22 protein-coding genes are annotated in these 16963 nt (G+C 60.0%); 20 read left to right on the top strand and 2 right to left on the bottom strand.

Annotated elements, in window-relative coordinates; genetic code table 11:
- Positions 1-35: 35 nt before the first annotated feature.
- From ACWBU6_RS10590 to ACWBU6_RS10575, 4 genes are all read left to right on the top strand, one after another.
- Positions 36-632 carry an IMPACT family protein gene (locus tag ACWBU6_RS10590; protein ID WP_452648756.1) on the top strand — a complete coding sequence of 199 codons (597 nt, stop codon included), beginning with the start codon at positions 36-38 and terminating at the stop codon, positions 630-632.
- A 121-nt stretch (positions 633-753) separates the two neighbouring features.
- The gene (locus ACWBU6_RS10585) at positions 754-1629 is read left to right on the top strand and encodes a GGDEF domain-containing protein (protein WP_452648755.1); all 876 of its coding nucleotides are present in this window, start codon (positions 754-756) and stop codon (positions 1627-1629) included.
- Between the two features lie 58 nt (positions 1630-1687).
- Positions 1688-2440 carry a hypothetical protein gene (locus tag ACWBU6_RS10580; RefSeq protein ID WP_452648754.1) on the top strand — a complete coding sequence of 251 codons (753 nt, stop codon included), beginning with the start codon at positions 1688-1690 and terminating at the stop codon, positions 2438-2440.
- Positions 2441-2522: 82 nt separating this feature from the next.
- A complete protein-coding gene (locus ACWBU6_RS10575) occupies positions 2523-2720 on the top strand; it encodes a DUF2970 domain-containing protein (protein WP_452648753.1) in 198 nt (65 codons plus the stop codon).
- Here the strand turns inward: ACWBU6_RS10575 and ACWBU6_RS10570 are convergent.
- Positions 2639-4270, bottom strand: a complete 1632-nt coding sequence (locus ACWBU6_RS10570) for a methyl-accepting chemotaxis protein (protein ID WP_452648752.1) — start codon at positions 4268-4270, stop codon at positions 2639-2641. The genes ACWBU6_RS10575 and ACWBU6_RS10570 overlap by 82 nt on opposite strands.
- Positions 4271-4378: 108 nt before the next feature.
- On the opposite strand from ACWBU6_RS10570, the gene ACWBU6_RS10565 reads away from it, so the two are divergent.
- The 16 genes from ACWBU6_RS10565 to ACWBU6_RS10490 all read left to right on the top strand — a co-directional run bounded on the left by ACWBU6_RS10565 (position 4379) and on the right by ACWBU6_RS10490 (position 14563).
- On the top strand, positions 4379-5776 hold the full coding sequence (locus ACWBU6_RS10565) for an L-cystine transporter (protein ID WP_452648751.1): 1398 nt from the start codon (positions 4379-4381) through the stop codon (positions 5774-5776).
- A gap of 95 nt (positions 5777-5871) precedes the next feature.
- Positions 5872-6357, top strand: coding sequence for a GNAT family N-acetyltransferase (locus ACWBU6_RS10560; RefSeq protein ID WP_452648750.1), 486 nt, complete (start codon positions 5872-5874; stop codon positions 6355-6357).
- 36 nt (positions 6358-6393) lie between these two features.
- Positions 6394-6843, top strand: a complete 450-nt coding sequence (locus ACWBU6_RS10555) for a type II toxin-antitoxin system RatA family toxin (RefSeq protein WP_452648749.1) — start codon at positions 6394-6396, stop codon at positions 6841-6843.
- 227 nt (positions 6844-7070) lie between these two features.
- Entirely contained in the window at positions 7071-7532 is a 462-nt protein-coding gene (locus ACWBU6_RS10550) for a hypothetical protein (protein WP_452648748.1), read from the top strand.
- Between the two features lie 15 nt (positions 7533-7547).
- On the top strand, positions 7548-7775 hold the full coding sequence (locus tag ACWBU6_RS10545; RefSeq protein ID WP_452649551.1) for a DUF5958 family protein: 228 nt from the start codon (positions 7548-7550) through the stop codon (positions 7773-7775).
- A gap of 323 nt (positions 7776-8098) precedes the next feature.
- Positions 8099-8587: a hypothetical protein gene (locus ACWBU6_RS10540; protein WP_452648747.1), complete on the top strand. Its 489-nt coding sequence runs from the start codon at positions 8099-8101 to the stop codon at positions 8585-8587.
- 728 nt (positions 8588-9315) lie between these two features.
- On the top strand, positions 9316-9963 hold the full coding sequence (locus ACWBU6_RS10535) for a hypothetical protein (RefSeq protein WP_452648746.1): 648 nt from the start codon (positions 9316-9318) through the stop codon (positions 9961-9963).
- Between the two features lie 53 nt (positions 9964-10016).
- Entirely contained in the window at positions 10017-10361 is a 345-nt protein-coding gene (locus tag ACWBU6_RS10530) for a DUF440 family protein (RefSeq protein ID WP_452648745.1), read from the top strand.
- A complete protein-coding gene (locus ACWBU6_RS10525) occupies positions 10349-10786 on the top strand; it encodes a hypothetical protein (RefSeq protein ID WP_452648744.1) in 438 nt (145 codons plus the stop codon). Before ACWBU6_RS10530 ends, ACWBU6_RS10525 begins: the two co-directional genes overlap by 13 nt.
- Positions 10787-10986: 200 nt before the next feature.
- Positions 10987-11280 (top strand): hypothetical protein, encoded by a 294-nt coding sequence (locus ACWBU6_RS10520; protein ID WP_452648743.1) that lies wholly within the window; start codon positions 10987-10989, stop codon positions 11278-11280.
- Positions 11277-11630: a hypothetical protein gene (locus ACWBU6_RS10515; RefSeq protein ID WP_452648742.1), complete on the top strand. Its 354-nt coding sequence runs from the start codon at positions 11277-11279 to the stop codon at positions 11628-11630. The genes ACWBU6_RS10520 and ACWBU6_RS10515 overlap by 4 nt, the downstream gene beginning before the upstream one ends.
- 172 nt (positions 11631-11802) lie before the next feature.
- Positions 11803-11985, top strand: coding sequence for a hypothetical protein (locus tag ACWBU6_RS10510; RefSeq protein WP_452648741.1), 183 nt, complete (start codon positions 11803-11805; stop codon positions 11983-11985).
- Positions 11986-12138: 153 nt separating this feature from the next.
- Positions 12139-12903: a histidine phosphatase family protein gene (locus tag ACWBU6_RS10505; RefSeq protein WP_452648740.1), complete on the top strand. Its 765-nt coding sequence runs from the start codon at positions 12139-12141 to the stop codon at positions 12901-12903.
- Positions 12900-13826, top strand: coding sequence for an NAD(P)H-hydrate dehydratase (locus ACWBU6_RS10500; RefSeq protein WP_452648739.1), 927 nt, complete (start codon positions 12900-12902; stop codon positions 13824-13826). The genes ACWBU6_RS10505 and ACWBU6_RS10500 overlap by 4 nt, the downstream gene beginning before the upstream one ends.
- A 14-nt stretch (positions 13827-13840) precedes the next feature.
- Complete coding sequence (locus ACWBU6_RS10495; RefSeq protein WP_452648738.1) at positions 13841-14200, top strand: hypothetical protein; 360 nt, start codon at positions 13841-13843, stop codon at positions 14198-14200.
- 15 nt (positions 14201-14215) lie between these two features.
- The gene (locus ACWBU6_RS10490) at positions 14216-14563 is read left to right on the top strand and encodes a hypothetical protein (protein WP_452648737.1); all 348 of its coding nucleotides are present in this window, start codon (positions 14216-14218) and stop codon (positions 14561-14563) included.
- A gap of 48 nt (positions 14564-14611) precedes the next feature.
- Here ACWBU6_RS10490 and ACWBU6_RS10485 read toward each other — a convergent pair whose 3' ends face one another.
- Positions 14612-16912, bottom strand: coding sequence for a glycogen debranching protein (locus tag ACWBU6_RS10485; RefSeq protein ID WP_452648736.1), 2301 nt, complete (start codon positions 16910-16912; stop codon positions 14612-14614).
- Between the last annotated feature and the right edge of the window lie 51 nt (positions 16913-16963).

The raw sequence follows: 16963 nt of genomic DNA, 5'->3' as shown, positions 1-16963 counted from the left end.
TTAACAGGCAAGCAAACCTGTATCATGTTGGCCCCATGCCACAAACCATTATATCTCTCGCGACTAGCGATTTAATTGTAAAGAAAAGCCGATTTCTCGGTTTTGTCCACCCGGTGGCAGATCGCGCCGAAGCCCAAGCCATCGTGGCCAGACTGCGCGCCGCGCATCCCGACGCGGCCCATGTGTGCTGGGCGCTGCTGGCCGGCGGCCAGTCGGCCGCAGTGGACGATGGCGAGCCGGGCGGCACCGCAGGCCGCCCCATGCTGGACGTGCTGCGCCACCAGGACCTGGAAGGCGTGCTGGCCGCCGTGGTGCGCTATTACGGCGGCATCAAACTGGGTGCCGGCGGCCTGGTGCGGGCCTACACCGATGCCGTTGCCCAGGCCCTGCTCAAGGTGGAAAAAGTCGCCATCGTGCGCTATACCGAACTGCGGTGCACCCTGCCCTACGCCTTGGAAGGCACGTTGCGCCGCGCACTGGCGGCTGCCGGTGCCCCCCTGCTGGAGGTCAGCCACGAGCAGCGCGTCACGCTGGCTTTCCGTATCGCAGAGAGCGCCGCGCCGGCCCTGGTGGCCGAGCTGAACGAGGCGGCCAGCGGCCAGCTCGAATGGCCGCCGCAGTTCCCTGCATAATTCAAATAGTTACAAATAAATAATTCTCTATTAACAATTTTTGCGTTATTGTTCCGGTCTGGCTACTGTCGTGATCATGCGCGATGAAACACTATTTTCTGGCAATCAACTATCAGCGCTGTTGAATGCCCTGCCCGACCCTGCGTTCATCCTGACGCGCAGCGGCCGCTACATTGCCATTTTTGGCGGCATCGACGTGCGCTATTACCACGACGGCTCGCACCTGATCGGCAAAACAGTGCATGACGTGCTGACGCCGGACAAGGCAAGCTGGTTCCTCAAGGAAATCGAAACCGCCCTGGCCTGGCGCGCCCTGCACATCGTCGAGTACAGCCTGGTCCGCGGCGACATCAAAGACTTGCCAAGCAGCGGTCCCAGCTACCGTCTCTGGTTCGAAGGCCGCATCCAGGCACTGGACTTCCAGGTCGACGGTGAAGATGCGGCGCTGTGGGTGGCCAGCAACATCACGGCGCGCAAGGAGATGGAGGACCAGTTGCGCATGCTGAGCGAGGTGGACTCCCTGTCCGGCCTGCTAAACCGCCGCAAACTGATGAGCGTACTGGCCGAGCATTTCGATACGTTCGAGCGCTACGGCACGCCGATGGCCATGCTGATCTTCGACATCGACCACTTCAAGCGGGTCAACGACGAACATGGCCACCTGGCTGGCGACGTGGTGATCAAGACCACCGCCGACGTGTGCCAGCGCGAACTGCGTGCCACCGATGCGCCGGCCCGCCTGGGAGGCGACGAATTCGTGGTCCTGATGCCACACACTAGCTGCGAGCAAGCGGCGCCGATTGCCGAACGCCTGCGCCTGCGCATCGCGGAAACCCTGCAAGCGCTGGGCAGCATCGGCGACGCTGTCACCATCAGCGGCGGCTTGGCCTGTTTCCGCGCCGGAGACGGCTCCTGCGAAGACGTGCTGAAACGCGGCGACGATGCCCTGTACCAGGCCAAGCGGGCCGGCCGCAACCGTATTGTCGGTGCCGACTGAGGCTTGCTAGGGCTTGATAAAAGGTTCAGAATTCCCTCAAAGCCCGAGGGAGGTAGCGATGGACTCTTTACTACAGTTCAAACCTGGCGATGCCTGGCTGCTGCGCAGCCGCGGTGCGCGCGCCATGAACCACCTGCTGGCACCGGCCTCCGCGCCGCGTGCCGCCCCCTTGCCGGTCATTGGCCGATGGCGCAGCCGCGAGTCCCTTCCCATCCACCTGCTGGACAAGCTGCGCGAGTCGCGCGCCAACAGCGCTTATGCGCGCCGGCTGGAAGACCTGCAAGTTTGTGTGGCACGCGCCGAAGTACAGCTGCGCCAACTGGCTGCGCCCCAGGCCTGGCAAGTGCCCGGCGCAGGGCCGGTGCTGGGCGGTGACGCCATGCTGGCAAGCTGGCACAAGATGGCCGATGGCGGCCCGCTGGCTCGCGAATTCGCCACCTATGCCTGCCACGTCTCGGCCTGCACCCGCCAGCTGCAGCAGGCGGTGGCCGGATTCGAGGCACTGCTGCAGCAAGCAAATTCGCCGCAACGCCGTGCCGCGCTATACGAGCTGGCCGAACGCCTGATCGCCTGGGGCGACACCCTGGTGGAAGATGAAGTGGCCGACGAAGTGATGCTGCGCATCCAGGCCTACCCGGAGCTCTACGAGGAAATGCTGGAAGCAGCCGGCGGCGGCAGCGATGAGGCGGCCGCCAGCCTGGAATCGCTGGGCGACGCCGACCTTCCGCGTCTCGACTGGGCCGGAGGCCAGCGCACCCGGCTACAGAAGGCGTTGGCGCGGCTGCGCGCCCAGCCACCGATGGCCAGCTGATACGGTCGTTTCCAGGCGCTTCTGCGCCTGTTTTTCGAGGCCGGACCGGCGCACAATAGGCCCAGCCTCGAAAGGAAACGACATGGACGACACCAAACCCCGCAGCTTCGGCGAAACCATGCTGGCCATCGCCTGGTCCTTCATCGGACTGCGCCGGCGCAGCGACTTTGAACGCGACGTCGGCGCCCTGCGCCCCGGCTATGTGATTGCTGGCGGACTGATTGCGGCGAGCTGTTTGGCCGGAATCCTTCTGTTCGCGGTGAGCATGGCCACATCGTGATGCAGCTTGAACACGCCCACCAGGGTATCGAGGTGGGCAGCCTGCTGCTTGAGCGCATCCGCCGCTGATGCCGCTTCCTCCACCAATGCGGCATTCTGCTGCGTCACCGCATCCATCTCCGTCACCGCCCGGTTGATCTGCTCGATGCCGGCGCTTTGCTCATCGCCGGCGGCCGTGATCTGCCGCATGATCTGCGACACGCGCTGCACCGAGGCCACCACTTCGTCCATGGTGCTGCCGGCGCGGGCCACCAGGGCGCTGCCCTGGTCCACCTGCTCGACCGAGTTGACAATCAGATCCTTGATTTCCTTGGCGGCCGCCGCGGAACGCTGCGCAAGCTGGCGCACTTCGGTGGCGACCACGGCAAAGCCGCGCCCCTGTTCCCCAGCGCGCGCCGCCTCCACCGCCGCATTCAGGGCGAGAATATTGGTCTGGAATGCGATACCGTCAATCACGCCGATAATGTCCGAAATCTTGCGCGATGAATTGCTGATCGAACCCATGGTCTGCACCACCTGTCCCACCACGGCGCCGCCCTGCTGCGCCACCACGGTAGCCGCGGCGGCAAGTTCATTGGCCTGGCGCGCATTATTACCGTTCTCGCGCACGGCGCTGGTGAGCTCCTCCATCGACGATGCGGTCTCCTCCAGCGCACTGGCCTGTTGCTCGGTGCGCGAGGACAGGTCCAGGTTACCTGCGGCAATCTGGGTAGCGGCGGTGTTGATGGTCTCCGTCCCCTGCCTTACCTCGGACACGATGCGCAACAGGCTCTCGCGCATCACGCTCATGGCCTTCATCATGCTTGCCTCATCGTCGTGGCGGGTTTCCACCTGCACGGTCAGGTCGCCGGCAGCGATACGGCCGGCAATTTCGGCCGCCACGTCCGGCTCTCCGCCCAATTGGCCAAGCAGGCGGCGCGCGATCAGGATGGAAGCGACCACACCTGCCACCAGCGCCAGGCTGCTCATTGCCAGCATCATGCCGCGGGCCGAGGCATAGGCTTCGGCCGCCGCAGCGGCATCCTTGGCGTTATGCTGGCGCTGAAGCTGGACGTCTTCATCCATCACATCCTGCCAGCGCTGGGTGGCCGGGCCGGCCTTCTGCATCAGCAGGGCCATCGCTTCTTCATCCTTATGCTGCAGGGACAGTTGCAGCAACCGGTCGGTCAGCGGACGGGCCTCCTGCTGCAATGCGCGGATGCGCGCGCGAATCGCCTTGCCCTCCTCCGTGGCAGGCATGGCCTCCAGCGCCGCCTGCGCCTTGTCGTACTGGGCCCTCGCTGCCTGGATCTTGGTCAGTTCGCGCTGCATGGCAGCTTCATCAGACAGCAGCACCACGGTGCGCGTGACGCGCGCGACGATGTGTACCGCCTCCGACATATCCTGCACATATGCCAGCTTCACGACGTTAAGCTGCACCACCTTTTCAAGCTGGGCATGGATACGGTGCATGTTATAGATGCCGAGGCCTGAAACGCCAGCCATCAGCGCCAGTACCAGGCCAAAACCCAGCGCCAGCCGGGTGCCTACCTTCATCGATTGCTTCGACATAGCTCCTCCTTTCGTATCGACTCTGCAACCTCGGTACTGCAAATAGGCAAGACTACACCAATTCAATTAGAATCTGTCGATTCCAAAATATCAGCAGCCGCCCCCCACATGAACCTGCAAGTGATCCTCAACCTGGCCGTCGCCGCCATCGTGCTGGCCTTCCTCGTCGTGCAGCAAAAACGCCATGCCAGCTTCACCGTGCGCGTGTTCAGCGCACTGGGCCTGGGCGTGGCGCTCGGCGCCGGACTGCAAGCCCTGTACGGTGCCGGCAGCGAGGTGACCAAAGTGACCGGGCAGTACCTTGATATTGTCGGCAGCGGCTACGTCAAACTGCTGCAGATGATTGTGATGCCGCTGATTATGGTGTCCATCGTTTCCGCCATTCTCAAGCTGCGCAATGCCAGCTCGCTGGGCAAGATCAGCGCGCTCACCATCGGCACCCTGATGCTGACCACCACCGTGGCGGCGGCGATCGGCATCCTGATGGCCAAGCTGTTTGGACTGAGCGCAGCAGGCTTGGCTTCCAATGCGGCGGAAGTGGCGCGCGGCGCCTACCTGGAAGGCAAGCTGGCCGACGCGCAGTCGATTTCGCTGCCGAACATGCTGCTGTCCTTCATCCCGAGCAATCCCTTCCTCGACATGACGGGCGCACGCAAGACTTCCACCATTGCGGTGGTGGTGTTCGCGGTGTTTGTCGGCATAGCCGCCATCGGCATCGCGGAAAAGAAACCTGAGCACTTCACGTCCTTCGACTACGCTGTGCATGTGGCGCACACCATCGTGATGCGCATGGTAACGCTGGTTCTGCGGCTGACGCCTTACGGCGTGTTCGCGCTGATGGCGCAGGTGGTGTCAAGCTCCAGTTATGCCGACATCCTGAACCTGATCGGCTTTGTGGTGGCATCCTACTGCGCCCTGCTGCTGATGTTTTGCGTGCACCTGGCGATGGTCAGCGCCAGCGGCCTCAATCCGCTGCGCTATACGAAGAAGATCCTGCCCGTGCTGACCTTCGCATTCACGTCCCGTACCAGCGCAGGCTCCATTCCAATGAGCGTGCAAACCCAGACCCAGCGCCTGGGCACGCCGGAAGGAATCGCGAACTTTGCCGCCTCGTTCGGCGCCACCATTGGCCAGAACGGCTGCGCCGGCATTTATCCCGCCATGCTGGCGGTAATGATTGCGCCGACGGTCGGCATCGATCCGTTCACCGCATCATTCCTGGTGCCGCTGCTGGCGATTATCACCATCGGCTCCGTCGGCGTGGCCGGCGTGGGCGGCGGTGCGACCTTTGCCGCCCTGATCGTGTTGTCTTCCATGAACCTGCCGGTGGCATTGGCCGGCCTGCTGATTTCGATCGAACCGCTGATCGACATGGGCCGTACCGCACTGAACGTGAGCGGTTCAATTGCCGCCGGCACCGTCACCAGCCGCGTGATGGGCGAGACCAATATGGCGGCCTTCGCCAGCGACCAGGAGTTGCAGGTTGATTCTCAGTCCGCCGCATAAAACATCGTGACTTGTGGCGCTCCAGGCCCTTCAGCTCTTGGCCATTGAGTGGTCAACCATACAGATAGCGGAAGTTGAAACTTGAGGTAATTATCATGACGCTGATTCGCCAATACACAGCCGCTGACGCTCAGGCCGTCGTCGATGTGATCCTCCCGATCCAGCAATCCGAGTTCGGCATTCCGATCACGCTGGAAGCTCAACCCGACTTGCAGAACATTCCGGCGTTCTACCAGCACGGTACCGGTGGCTTCTGGGTAGCTGAAAAGGGAGGATCCGTCGTAGGCACCATTGCCCTGTTGGATATCGGTAACCGCCAGGCCGCCTTGCGCAAAATGTTCGTCTCGCACTCCCATCGAGGCGCTGAGCATGGCGTCGCCAGGGACCTTCTCGCAACCCTGCTTGAATGGTCCCGCCACCAAGGGATCGACGACATCTACCTTGGCACGACTGAGGCATTCCTCGCAGCCCATCGCTTCTACGAGAAAAACGGCTTCATGGAAATAGTCCGGGACGAATTGCCTCCTGCCTTCCCGGTAATGGCCGTGGATACTAAATTCTATGTGCGCTCACTCCGCTAGTATTCCAGAGTACCTCATCGCTCAAATAAAGGTTCTATGCTGATACGCTACGAATTCGAAGTCAGTGCAAGCGCTGAATACCTGTTCAATCTCACCCAGGACTATAAGCTGCGCGCGAAGTGGGACCCGCTGACAACCGAGGCCTTCCTGGTCAACGCCACCGACGCTGCTCCAGGCGAACTGGTTCGCTGCACGGCGGCCAATGGCCTTAGCATGGATACGGTGTATGTGTCCTATCAGCCCAACAAGGTCGCAGCGGTGAAACTGGTCAAGGGCCCCTACATCTTCGACAAGTTTGCCGGAGGCTGGAATTTCAAGGAACTCGGCTGCGACAGAACTCGCGTCCTTTTCTCATACAACATCACGACCAAGCCGCGCTGGCTATCGTGGCTGCTAACTCCAGTGGTAGTGTTCTTTTTCAAGCGAGAGACGCGGAAGCGAATCGCGGCGCTTCAGCAGTACAGCGCAGCCAACTTCCGACATTAACCCGCGTCCCTGGGCCTGGCGCCGGAGCATCAGGAATTATTCGTGCAATTTCAATTGGGAACGGCTGATCGCTGCGCTGCGATAGCAGCCATCCCGACTTTGGCCGGAATGCATTGATCGCGCAGTTCTGGGATTTAAGTCCTTCTCGACGGTAAATGCATTGACTGGACATGACATGTACGGAAGAATCCGTCTATGACAAATCCAAACCTGCACACCGAAATACCATGGCCAAACTGGGATGCACTTGCGGACATGTAATCCGCGACCAGACAGATTCGATTCCTTACAAAGCATCGCTCCTGCGGGACGTCGACTATAATCCGTTTTTCGATTGGTTGAGTGATGAGACTCAGAGTTTCGTCGAAGCGGTGCAGCGCGGGGCTATCGACGCCTGGCTCTTGGAAAGAGGATATGGGCCTGACTACGTCTCCTTGAACCTACCCTACGGCCATATTCTGCACGACCACATTCATTCGCAATACATTGAGTACAGTCGCGACTTATTTCAATGCACGAATTGCGGCCGCTTGCTTATCGAGACCTCGGAGTCCAACAAGTTCGCAGGCTTTGCACCTGACGATCCATCGGAGAAGAATCTATTAGGCGATGCTTTGAATACTCCATCTTGTAAGGACCCAACAATGCACCCCGGCGGACTGGCGACAGACCCTGAACCAGAAACGTGAGAGCACCGATGCTTACTGCCCTTTGAACTCCAAATCAACCGAATTACCCAAGACCAAGTATCAAAAGCTGACTGCTGCTCATGGTTCGATTCGCAGAAGCCAGAAAAGCAAGTGCAAATACTTCGCGTGCTTGCAAAGCTCTGCTGGCAGGCCTCCCCCCTTGCTGAGGAGGCACCTCAAGCAATTCTCAACTCCACGTTATACGAGAGACTTTATGAACCTCTACTTGCGGCGCCCCTTTGACATGACAACAGACGAAATCGAGAGTCCAAGTCCAGGATGACCAGACGCCGCATATCGACCCACGAACAATGCTTGCTCGAGTTCGTTCGCGAGCTCAAGAAAGAGGTCCGCGAGAACCTTCGCGCGTGGGAGAGGCTGAACCCCATCGAGGCCGAATCGAGGCGGCACGCGTATAGTTTGGTATTCCGCTTACTGAAGAAGAAAGCGGACCAATTTGGCGTCTCCCTTGCAGATCTCGGCCTCGTTGACTTTGAACTTCCAAATGCATCAGAGTGATCGCCGGCTTGGTACATATGCAGCCCGCCCTGTTGCTGATCTAAAAGTTGGACTACAAGATGATTGCATGTGAGGTGAACGGAAGTCCCGTTCCAATTGACCGGGTATTCACTCATTGGACGGGTTGGCGAATAACCGGATATACGCTTGTTCCGTACCGTATCGTCGCGCCGTTCGCTGAGGTTATCCATGCTTTTGGCAGCTACTGGGATGACGTAATCGAACGCGAGCAGGACCCTGAATTGGATGGCGGGGAGAATCTCGAAGGTCTGGACGCCGAACTGCACGACGCGCGTTATCCGCGCCTTGCAGAGATGCTCAATGAGCATGGATCCTTGTTCTGCCGATACGTACTGTTCTACTTGCAGTCCGAATTTGTCGGCTACCTGGTAGCTGCATCCAAAGATAATGTATCGCGCGACGAGTTCGAATTTTTTATTCAGTCTTTGAGCGCGCTTTCGATCAACAATGACACAGTCTCTCTTGAAGGAAACGCGATCGAATGGAAGCCGTACAGAAACAAGCAGGCGAAATAATAAAAAATTAAACTAACTGAGCTGCTGACAAAAATCACGATAGTCCACGCAAACTCGCGCCGACGAGGTTTATCCTAATATGTCGTTTCCTGACAGAGAAATCATCATCTCCCTTGTGAATGCACCATTGAACGTGGCGGTTTCAGACGCCCAGCGATGGCTGCGTCCCTCCACTGTTGAGTGCCTTCCTTTCTACCCGCCGGCATCACGGCCCGATGCATCGATGCTGCCTTGTGGCTACTTCTGGGCACCATCAAGCCACCCGGACTGCACAGCGATTGTCGCAAACTGCTCCATCGCATACAACTTGGCAGTCAGGTTCGCGCGCCGCGTTATAGATATCCGCGTCTCGTCCTCATCAGACGAGTGGCCGGTTTGTGAGCTTGTACTCCACGAGAACGGTACATTGCGTCGTCTTATTCGAACACTCCGCGACGACTCAAGATGGGAATTCTATCAGCAAGGTGAGCCAATGCATTTCGAAGACTCCAGTGCGTATGAGAGGCGCCGCATAAGAGATCGCTTCACACCCGACATGCTTAGGAGCTATTGCGCCGCACTAGGCTGGGAAATTGATCCCGGCATTCTTTTCGCTTCACAGCAAGAGGCGGTGATGGTTGTACACGCGCCAAGCAATCCATGGACTTCCAAGCGTTACACTCTGCCACCTGACAACTCATGATCACGTCGCGCCGAATGCACCAGTAGTTCTTTGAGTGATCCCAGTAATGAAACGAGTATCCCCGAGACCGCCAAGGGACAACAATGAGGTTTCCGCCACCGGACAATGGCACGGTACGTTGACCGCAACTGCTTGTATTTGGCGGAAGAATGTTCCCGATGCTTCCAATGCAGCGAATGTGCTCTTCGTCGCCGCTGCCGCCGCGCTTCTCACCCTGGCGCTTGTCGCGCCTGTATATTTCCTGGGCTTAGGCATAGCGGGCCTCACCGCATTTGCAAAGGGATTGAACCCCGTTCCCTCAACGATCCTCTCTAATCCTGTCTTGTGGATTCCCCTGATGGGGCCAAGCATACTGGCTGGCCTACTGATCCTGCTGCTTGCGACCAAAAGCAACGTCGTTGCCTTCACGTTCGACGCTGGGACCAATTACTTCGAATATGTCGAGAAGCGATGCTTGCTGCCGCCTGCGACCAGGCGGATTCCCTTCGAATCGATCGTTGAAGTAGTTCCAACATTGATGACGACGTATGCCACATCCGGACACTTCGATATCGTCACGCGCGAAAAAGGAGCCGGAACGCGATCGCTTTGGCTTGGCGACGACATTCCACTTGCAACGCTCGAGGCGCACAGCGATTGGCTACTCCACCACCTCGACAAGCGCGTTCAACCAGTTCTACGGCTGGACTGTTAGAAGCGATCGAACCTGAGCAGCGGGTTACAATATTAAATTAACGTTAAGCGGATATGCACGGCATCATGCGAGATCGATCCAAGCGACGCGGAATTCAGGCTGTCACGCGGCTTGCGGAACAACATGTTTACGAGCAGGCCGAGAATGCGCTTTCTCCCGAGCGGTTTACTGAAATGCGGGACGCCGCTGGCTCCAGCCTGTTTGTCGCGGGAAATTTCCCATCCCAGAACTGGGAGAAGATTGCGGGTTTTGCCCCGGACAATGAATTCCACTATGAAGTGACCATTGGAATTGGAGTCGATCCGGGAGAACCGCCAAACATTCTGGCTAAAGTCCTTATCAGCAGGGACGTGGAAGAAGACTTCTGCCTTATACAGGGGGCGCCATGCGACATTTGATGCTTGACCGACAGGTCCTGCTTCCTCCCGGGTATGCAGAACGCTCTTGTTTGCTGGTCAGATACAGCTTGCCTTGGCTGCGTCACTGTTACGTCCTGTGCCACGAAGCGAGCGGCGAAGGGCCGGCTGTTTCTTCGGCTGAACTCATGTCCTTCTTTCTATTGCAAGCAGAACGGCTGGCGACGGAGGCCGTCGGTGATCCGCAGGCCTTCATGCTCATTCACAGTGGCACCTCGATTCGTAAACGGCCTAACTGGCACCTGCATGTATTCGTAGTACAGCATCGTTGGCAAAAGGCTTGGGTCTATACGATCCTGGGGGCGAAAAACTTCGCGGTTGCTGCGATTTCTGTCGTTCAGGCGGCAAGAGGCCTGCGGCCGAAGCCTTCGGCGCAGACCGGGCGAAACCCGCGATCATTGGGTTGAAGCATCTCCCTATCCGCTTCTGGCGCCGCCGAAGGAGAAAGCAGATGCTTTGGCGCTGGCTCGTGAGCAGAACGCCTATTGCCACGACATCGTAGAGCAAGGAGTTGGCTAGGTCAGCAAGCTGGGGGCGAGTCTGCTCGGTTCGACTTCTGGTACTTTTGGTGGGACTGGCGTCTAGTGACATGGGCACGGAAATGGATATGCTAAATAAACTGATACAACATCTTGATCTCCCTGACGCGGATTACTGGTATGACGTCGCGTGCAGCGAAGCTCGCTCCATTCTTGATGTCGATAGTCAGGTCTTGCTCCCTCAGATTCTTGCGCAATGGCGATCGTGGCCCGAAATGAGGCAGGAGCATTTGGCTTATATCCTGGGAGAAGGAACATCCGAGATCGAAAGGCAGATTCTTGATGAGATGGCCCAACTTCCCGACTCCGAGGCCGCATTCAGAGCACGTGAGGCATTGCGCTACGATTACCCCAAAAAATGAATGATCTGGAAGTTTATGTTTGGGGCCCTACACGGGACACGGTTATCGCCGCAATAGAATCTGTTGTTGGGGCCTTTACCGCTGTCGACAGTATTGAAGACATGCGCTTCTACAAGGCGGGGGAATACGTGTTGACTGTCCAACCGAGTTACGGGGACTCCACAAGCTACTACCTGTGCGGATGCGATTGGTGGAGAACGGATGTAGAGTTCGCCCGTTTCCTGGCGAAAGAGGTTGGCGGAAAAATTCTGTGCGATCCTGGCGCGACTTTCCCCGAAATCAGTCCGTACTCTGACATTTTTCTTGCGATCGAGAATGGGAAGGAAACGCTGGTTGAGATTCGAGATTGAGGCGATGCAGCGCACCGCTGATGCTGGGCGGCTTTGCCGCGCTGGCAGCGAGCCGCCGCCGCACACGACGCAACTAGCACAGCCCCCTTACCTCCAAGGAGAAATATATCGCCAACCGCACCCAACTGGTCAACGCGATCAATAACGGTGGCACCAATCCAAAAAAATCAAGGTGACTGGCACCGTCGACATGACCGAAGGCGTGCCTTATGCGAACAAGGCGATGACCGACAACCTGCCGCCGACCGAAAACGGGCAGCTTAAACAGTGCCACCGGTTCGCCGCTGAACGGAACGCTGCTGGGTGGCTGCACCATCAACAACAATGTGGCGTGGACGCCGCCGTATGCGTATAGCCGCCCGCACCAGCCGAGCCCGTGTCACCCCGTGGGGTCAGACCCCACGGGGTGACACGGGCTCGGCCGTAAATCTTGCTGGCGGGGATTGTGTGCCGCCCTGTCATCGCTTCGCTTACCATAAGCTTTTGGCTATCCACCGAAAGGTATGCGATGGAGCAAAAATGGCCGCAACAGATCTGGCTCGTGCGGCATGGCCAGAGTGCCGGCAACGTGGCGCGCGATGCTGCCACGGCTGCCAATGAGTTGCTGATCGATATTGCCGAGCGCGATGTCGATGTTCCCCTTTCCGAACTGGGCATGCGTCAGGCCGACGCCTTGGCGCAATGGTTCGCCGCGCTGCCGCCCGGGCAGCAGCCTAATGTCGTGCTGTACTCCCCTTACCTGCGTGCGCGTTCCACCGCACAGGCGGTGCTGCAATGCCTCGGCCCTGAAGACATGCTGGCCGTTGTCTCCGATGAGCGCCTGCGCGAAAAGGAATTCGGCATCACCGACCGGCTGACCGCCTTGGGCATCGCCGATAAATACCCGGACCTGGCGGCGCAGCGCAAGCACGTCGGCAAGTTCTATTTCCGCCCACCGGGCGGCGAGAGCTGGTGCGATGTGATCCTGCGCCTGCGCAGCGTGCTTGACACCATCACCCGCGAATACCGCCGCGAGCGCGTGCTGATCATCGGCCACCAGGTCATCGTGAATTGCTTCCGCTACCTGGTCGAGCGGCTGGATGAGGAAACCATCCTGGCCATCGACCGTGCGGCCGATGTACCGAATTGCGGCGTTACCTCCTACCAGTTCGATCCCGAGGCGGGCAAGCGCGGCAAGCTGGTGCTGGAACTGGAAAACTTCGTCGCACCGCTGAAAGAAAGCGGCACGCCCATCACCGACAAGCCGGACATCCCGGCCGCACCCAAACCATGAGCCACGCCGCACCGATCGAACTCAGTCCTGCCCTGCTGCGCGACTGGCCCTTGCCGCAACCCGGCTTCGACGGCGACAAGGAAGCACGCGGCCACGTGCTCGTGGTGGCCGGCTCGGCGGAAATGCCCGGCGCTGCCATCCTGGCCGGCGAAGCCGCCTTGCGTGCCGGCGCCGGCAAGCTGACCATCGCCACCGCCGCCAGCATCGCGCCGCAAGTCGGTGCGGCCATTCCCGAGGCGCGCGTAATCAGCCTTGGAGAAACTCCTGCCCACGGTTTCCAGTCCGATAGTGGTCGCCGCCTTGCGGAACTGGCTGGCAAGGCCGATGCCTTGCTAGTCGGCCCGGGCATGCAGGATGAGGCCAGTTGCGTGGAACTGGTGCATCACCTGCTGGCGCGCTTCAGCGCGATGCCGATCCTGCTCGATGCCACCGCCATGTGCGCGGTTCATCCGCGTGGCGAACCCCATTTGCTGGACGAAGCAGTCGATTGGGAGCAGTTCCGTTTTTCCACGCCAGTTTTGCTGACACCGCACGCTGGAGAACTGGCGCGCCTGACTGGCAGCCAGCGCGGCAGCATTGAACATGAACCGCATGGCGCAGCGCAAACTGCCGCCGACCGTTGGAATGCCGTGGTCGCGCTGAAAGGCGCCACCACGGTGTTGGCAACGCCGGACGGCAAGCTGTGGCAACACCAGGGCGGCAATGCCGGCCTGGCAATTTCCGGTTCGGGGGATACCCTGGCCGGCCTCATCGCCGGGTTGCTGGCTCGTGGCGCTTCGCTGGAACAGGCTGCGGCCTGGGGCGTGGTGCTGCACGGGGCGGCCGGCGAACAACTGGCGCTGCGTTGCGGCCCGCTGGGCTACCTGGCGCGTGAAATTGCAGCCGAAGTACCGGCGTTGTTGCGGGTGCTGGCTGCCCAATAAAAGGAGCTTTCAAGATGAACACCATGAGCAAAGCAGGCGCCCTGTTGCTGGGCGCAGCCTTGGCCGCCGGCATCGCCGGTTGCAAAAACCGTACGGAAGACACGGTGCCTGCACCGGTCACCGCCCCCGAAACCACGGCCCCCACGCCGCCGCCCGCTACGCCTGAACCCGCACCGATCACGCCAACCACGCCGCCTGCTGACAGTACGACACCACCGCCTGACACGACGACGACGCCGGCGACCGGCACCACACCCGGCACCAGTGGAACCAGCGGTACGCAAGGCACTGCCGGTGCCGGTCAGCCGCCATCCACTGCGCCCGACCGGACCGACCAGAAAGACATGCAGCGCGACCGCCGTCCAACATATTAAAGCGGGGGCACAGTCATGCCAACCTTCCGCTACGCGGGCGCCCTGATGCTGGGCGCCTTGCTTGCAGCCGCACTGCCGGCCTGCAGCAAACAGAACGCCGAAAGCCCGGCCAATCCGCCAACCGGTATCGCGACCAAGACCACGCCGGATACCGGCGGCACCGGTACTGCACCGGCTCCGGCAGCTGCGCTTTCGGAATCGACTGCCACGGGCGCCGGCAATTCAACCAGCGGCGCCAGCGGCGGCACTGCCGCCACGCAAGGTGGCCAGCCAACGGCCCCCAGCAGCACTGCACCAGCCGACAACCCGGCCACCACGCCGGGTACTTCTACTCCACCCTCCGGCCAGCAGCCCAGCCGCTAAGAAAATGTCCACCTTTGTTCCTGACCCCAAGGTGGACATTTCACTTTTCTACTTTGCAATCAGGAGTAGAAGGCCTCGACCGCATACGCCGTAGCCGTAGTTTTCGCCGCCAATGAAGTCTTCCGCACCTGGTGTGCGGACCTGGCCTGCGCCTTCGGCCCAGGTGCAGGTGTCGGTCACGCGGTACCAGCTCTTGCCCGTACCCGGCCACGGCAACGTGAAGTTCACATTGCCGCTCCAGCCGTTGTAGGCAACGTAGATTGAAGAAGCGCTGTCGCCGAACTCGCTGCCGTCGATGCGCCAGGCAATCGCGTGATTATTGCTGTCGTTGAAATAGCTTGCATCTGCGACCGCGCCGTCGGGCTTGAACCAGCGCAACTGTTCCATCACGTTGCCGTTGCCGTCCGTCGATGAGTAAAAGTTCGCAGGGCGCAGCGCGGGGTGGGCCCTGCGGAAGGCGGCCAGGCCTTTGGTGAAGGCGTGGAAGTTGGACTGGTCGGCAGTCCAGCTCCAGCCCTGCCAGTTGGCGCTCGAATCGAGGTTGTAGGGATTGTTGTTGCAGTTAATGCTGCGCAGCGATTCGTCGCCACCCACCATCATCGGCACGCCGCCCGACAACAGCATCAGCGCCATGCCGTTGCGCGCCGCCTTGCGCTGGTCGCTCGCCACGCCGCCCTGGTCCCAGCTATTGTTGTTGTCTTCGCCGCCATCGCTTGGCCCGTAAGGCCAGGCCTGGTTGTTGTTCTTTGAATTGCAGCTATACAGGTCCTTTAGCGTGAAGCCATCATGCGCGGTGACGAAATTCACGGAGTGCCATGGCTTGCGCCCATCGTCGCCGTACAAGTCGCTGGAGCCTGCAAACCGTGTGGCCAGTGTGCCCGGTGTGATTGCCGCCTGTCCCATCTTGTTCTGGTCCTGGCGAATCACGTCGCGGTAAATGCCGTTCCATTCCGCCCAGCCGGCCGGGAAGCCTCCGACCTGATAGGAGTTGCCGCCGATCGCCCACGGTTCGGCGATATGGTCTACGCCGCTGCCTCCAGTCGCCGCGCGCGCCGGCAATTCAGCCACGATACGGTTCAGCGCGTTGCCACTGTCCATTTTGTCGAAGTTGAAGCAGCCATGCTGGCAGGTGTTGCCCAGTACCGAGGCCAGGTCATAGCGGAAGCCATCCACGCCCAGCTTGTCGCGCCAGTAGGCCAGCGAATCGACGATCAGGTTTTGCGCAACCGTGTTGCGGGTGTTGTAGTTGCCGCCCACCCCGGTGTTATCCCAGGAATTCTGGAAGTCGCTGGTCAGCGAGTAATAGGTCGGGTTATCCAGCCCGCGCATGCCATATATGTTGTAGGTAGTCTTGTCGCCGGCATTCCACTGGCCGCCCTCGCCTGTATGGTTGTAGACCACGTCGATGTACACCTTGATGCCATTGTCGTGGAAGGCTTTCACCATCTCCTTGAACTCGCGCGTCGGGCCGCCAGCGGTCTTGTCGTAGCTGTAGCGGCGATCTGGCGCGAAGTAGTTCAGCGTCATGTATCCCCAGTAGTTGTCGCCCGTATTGGAGTTCGGGTCGGCATCGTTGGTGTCGTTCTGGGTTTCCTGCACCGGCAGGAATTCGACCGCGGTTACGCCCAGGCTGGCGAGGTAAGGCGCTTTCAGCCCGGCGCCTTTGTACGTTCCGCGGTAGGCGGCTGCAATGCTGCTGTCGTTCCTGGTCAAACCGCGCACATGGGCTTCATACACGATGTCGTCCTTGAAGGCGCGGGTCGGCTTGACGCCGATCGACTGGGTGTCACCTTGCAGCACGATGCCTTTCGGCGCGCTGCTGCCGCTGTCTATGTTGCGGTACAGGGCACCGCTGGCGTAGATCGTTCCATTGCTCATGGTGGCGGTGGTCGGGTCGTGGCTGATCTCCAGCGCATACGGATCGGTCAGCAGCTTATTGGGGTTGAAGCGGTTGCCGCTGGCGTCAACGTCGGTGATAAACCCGGTCGACGTCCCTTTGCTCCAGGCTGGGTTGTAAGGCCAGTTTGGCCCCCAGGCGCGGTAGCCGTAGTAGACCGTGCCGGCGATGCCGTAGCTGGCCAACTGGCTGCTGGTGACGTTCAGGCTCCAGATTCCGCCAGTGCCGAGTGTCATCGGCAGCCTGGCTTTCTCCTGCTGACCGGTGGCGGCGCTATACAGGTACAGCTCGATGCGAGTGGCGCGGCCGGAGTAAATCTTGAAGTTAATGCTGGATTTGGTGGCGTCATAGGCAGCGCCGAGGTTGTTGGCGTTGATTGCGGCGTCGACAACCGGGCTGCCAAGCAAGGCGCAGCCCAGCATCGCCACCCGGAGGGCACGGCGAACTTTCATAATGTCTCCCTATTCTTGATTTATGTATTTTTGCTACTTGGTAGCGAATCG

The organism is Pseudoduganella sp. HUAS MS19 (genome assembly GCF_053615455.1).
Note: the sequence above shows the minus strand (reverse complement) of the source record. Positions and strands in the feature narration are given on the sequence as shown.

Bases quoted from the DNA above. Each gene is read 5' to 3' on its own strand.
- ACWBU6_RS10525 (WP_452648744.1), top strand. From the start codon at position 10,349: ATGCGACATTTGATGCTTGACCGACAGGTCCTGCTTCCTCCCGGGTAT.
- ACWBU6_RS10485 (WP_452648736.1), bottom strand. From the start codon at position 16,912: ATGAAAGTTCGCCGTGCCCTCCGGGTGGCGATGCTGGGCTGCGCCTTG.
- ACWBU6_RS10530 (WP_452648745.1), top strand. From the start codon at position 10,017: ATGCACGGCATCATGCGAGATCGATCCAAGCGACGCGGAATTCAGGCT.
- ACWBU6_RS10570 (WP_452648752.1), bottom strand. From the start codon at position 4,270: ATGTCGAAGCAATCGATGAAGGTAGGCACCCGGCTGGCGCTGGGTTTT.
- ACWBU6_RS10535 (WP_452648746.1), top strand. From the start codon at position 9,316: ATGAAACGAGTATCCCCGAGACCGCCAAGGGACAACAATGAGGTTTCC.
- ACWBU6_RS10580 (WP_452648754.1), top strand. From the start codon at position 1,688: ATGGACTCTTTACTACAGTTCAAACCTGGCGATGCCTGGCTGCTGCGC.
- ACWBU6_RS10500 (WP_452648739.1), top strand. From the start codon at position 12,900: ATGAGCCACGCCGCACCGATCGAACTCAGTCCTGCCCTGCTGCGCGAC.
- ACWBU6_RS10575 (WP_452648753.1), top strand. From the start codon at position 2,523: ATGGACGACACCAAACCCCGCAGCTTCGGCGAAACCATGCTGGCCATC.
- ACWBU6_RS10495 (WP_452648738.1), top strand. From the start codon at position 13,841: ATGAACACCATGAGCAAAGCAGGCGCCCTGTTGCTGGGCGCAGCCTTG.
- ACWBU6_RS10590 (WP_452648756.1), top strand. From the start codon at position 36: ATGCCACAAACCATTATATCTCTCGCGACTAGCGATTTAATTGTAAAG.
- ACWBU6_RS10520 (WP_452648743.1), top strand. From the start codon at position 10,987: ATGCTAAATAAACTGATACAACATCTTGATCTCCCTGACGCGGATTAC.
- ACWBU6_RS10565 (WP_452648751.1), top strand. From the start codon at position 4,379: ATGAACCTGCAAGTGATCCTCAACCTGGCCGTCGCCGCCATCGTGCTG.
- ACWBU6_RS10550 (WP_452648748.1), top strand. From the start codon at position 7,071: ATGGCCAAACTGGGATGCACTTGCGGACATGTAATCCGCGACCAGACA.
- ACWBU6_RS10490 (WP_452648737.1), top strand. From the start codon at position 14,216: ATGCCAACCTTCCGCTACGCGGGCGCCCTGATGCTGGGCGCCTTGCTT.
- ACWBU6_RS10555 (WP_452648749.1), top strand. From the start codon at position 6,394: ATGCTGATACGCTACGAATTCGAAGTCAGTGCAAGCGCTGAATACCTG.
- ACWBU6_RS10515 (WP_452648742.1), top strand. From the start codon at position 11,277: ATGAATGATCTGGAAGTTTATGTTTGGGGCCCTACACGGGACACGGTT.
- ACWBU6_RS10505 (WP_452648740.1), top strand. From the start codon at position 12,139: ATGGAGCAAAAATGGCCGCAACAGATCTGGCTCGTGCGGCATGGCCAG.
- ACWBU6_RS10560 (WP_452648750.1), top strand. From the start codon at position 5,872: ATGACGCTGATTCGCCAATACACAGCCGCTGACGCTCAGGCCGTCGTC.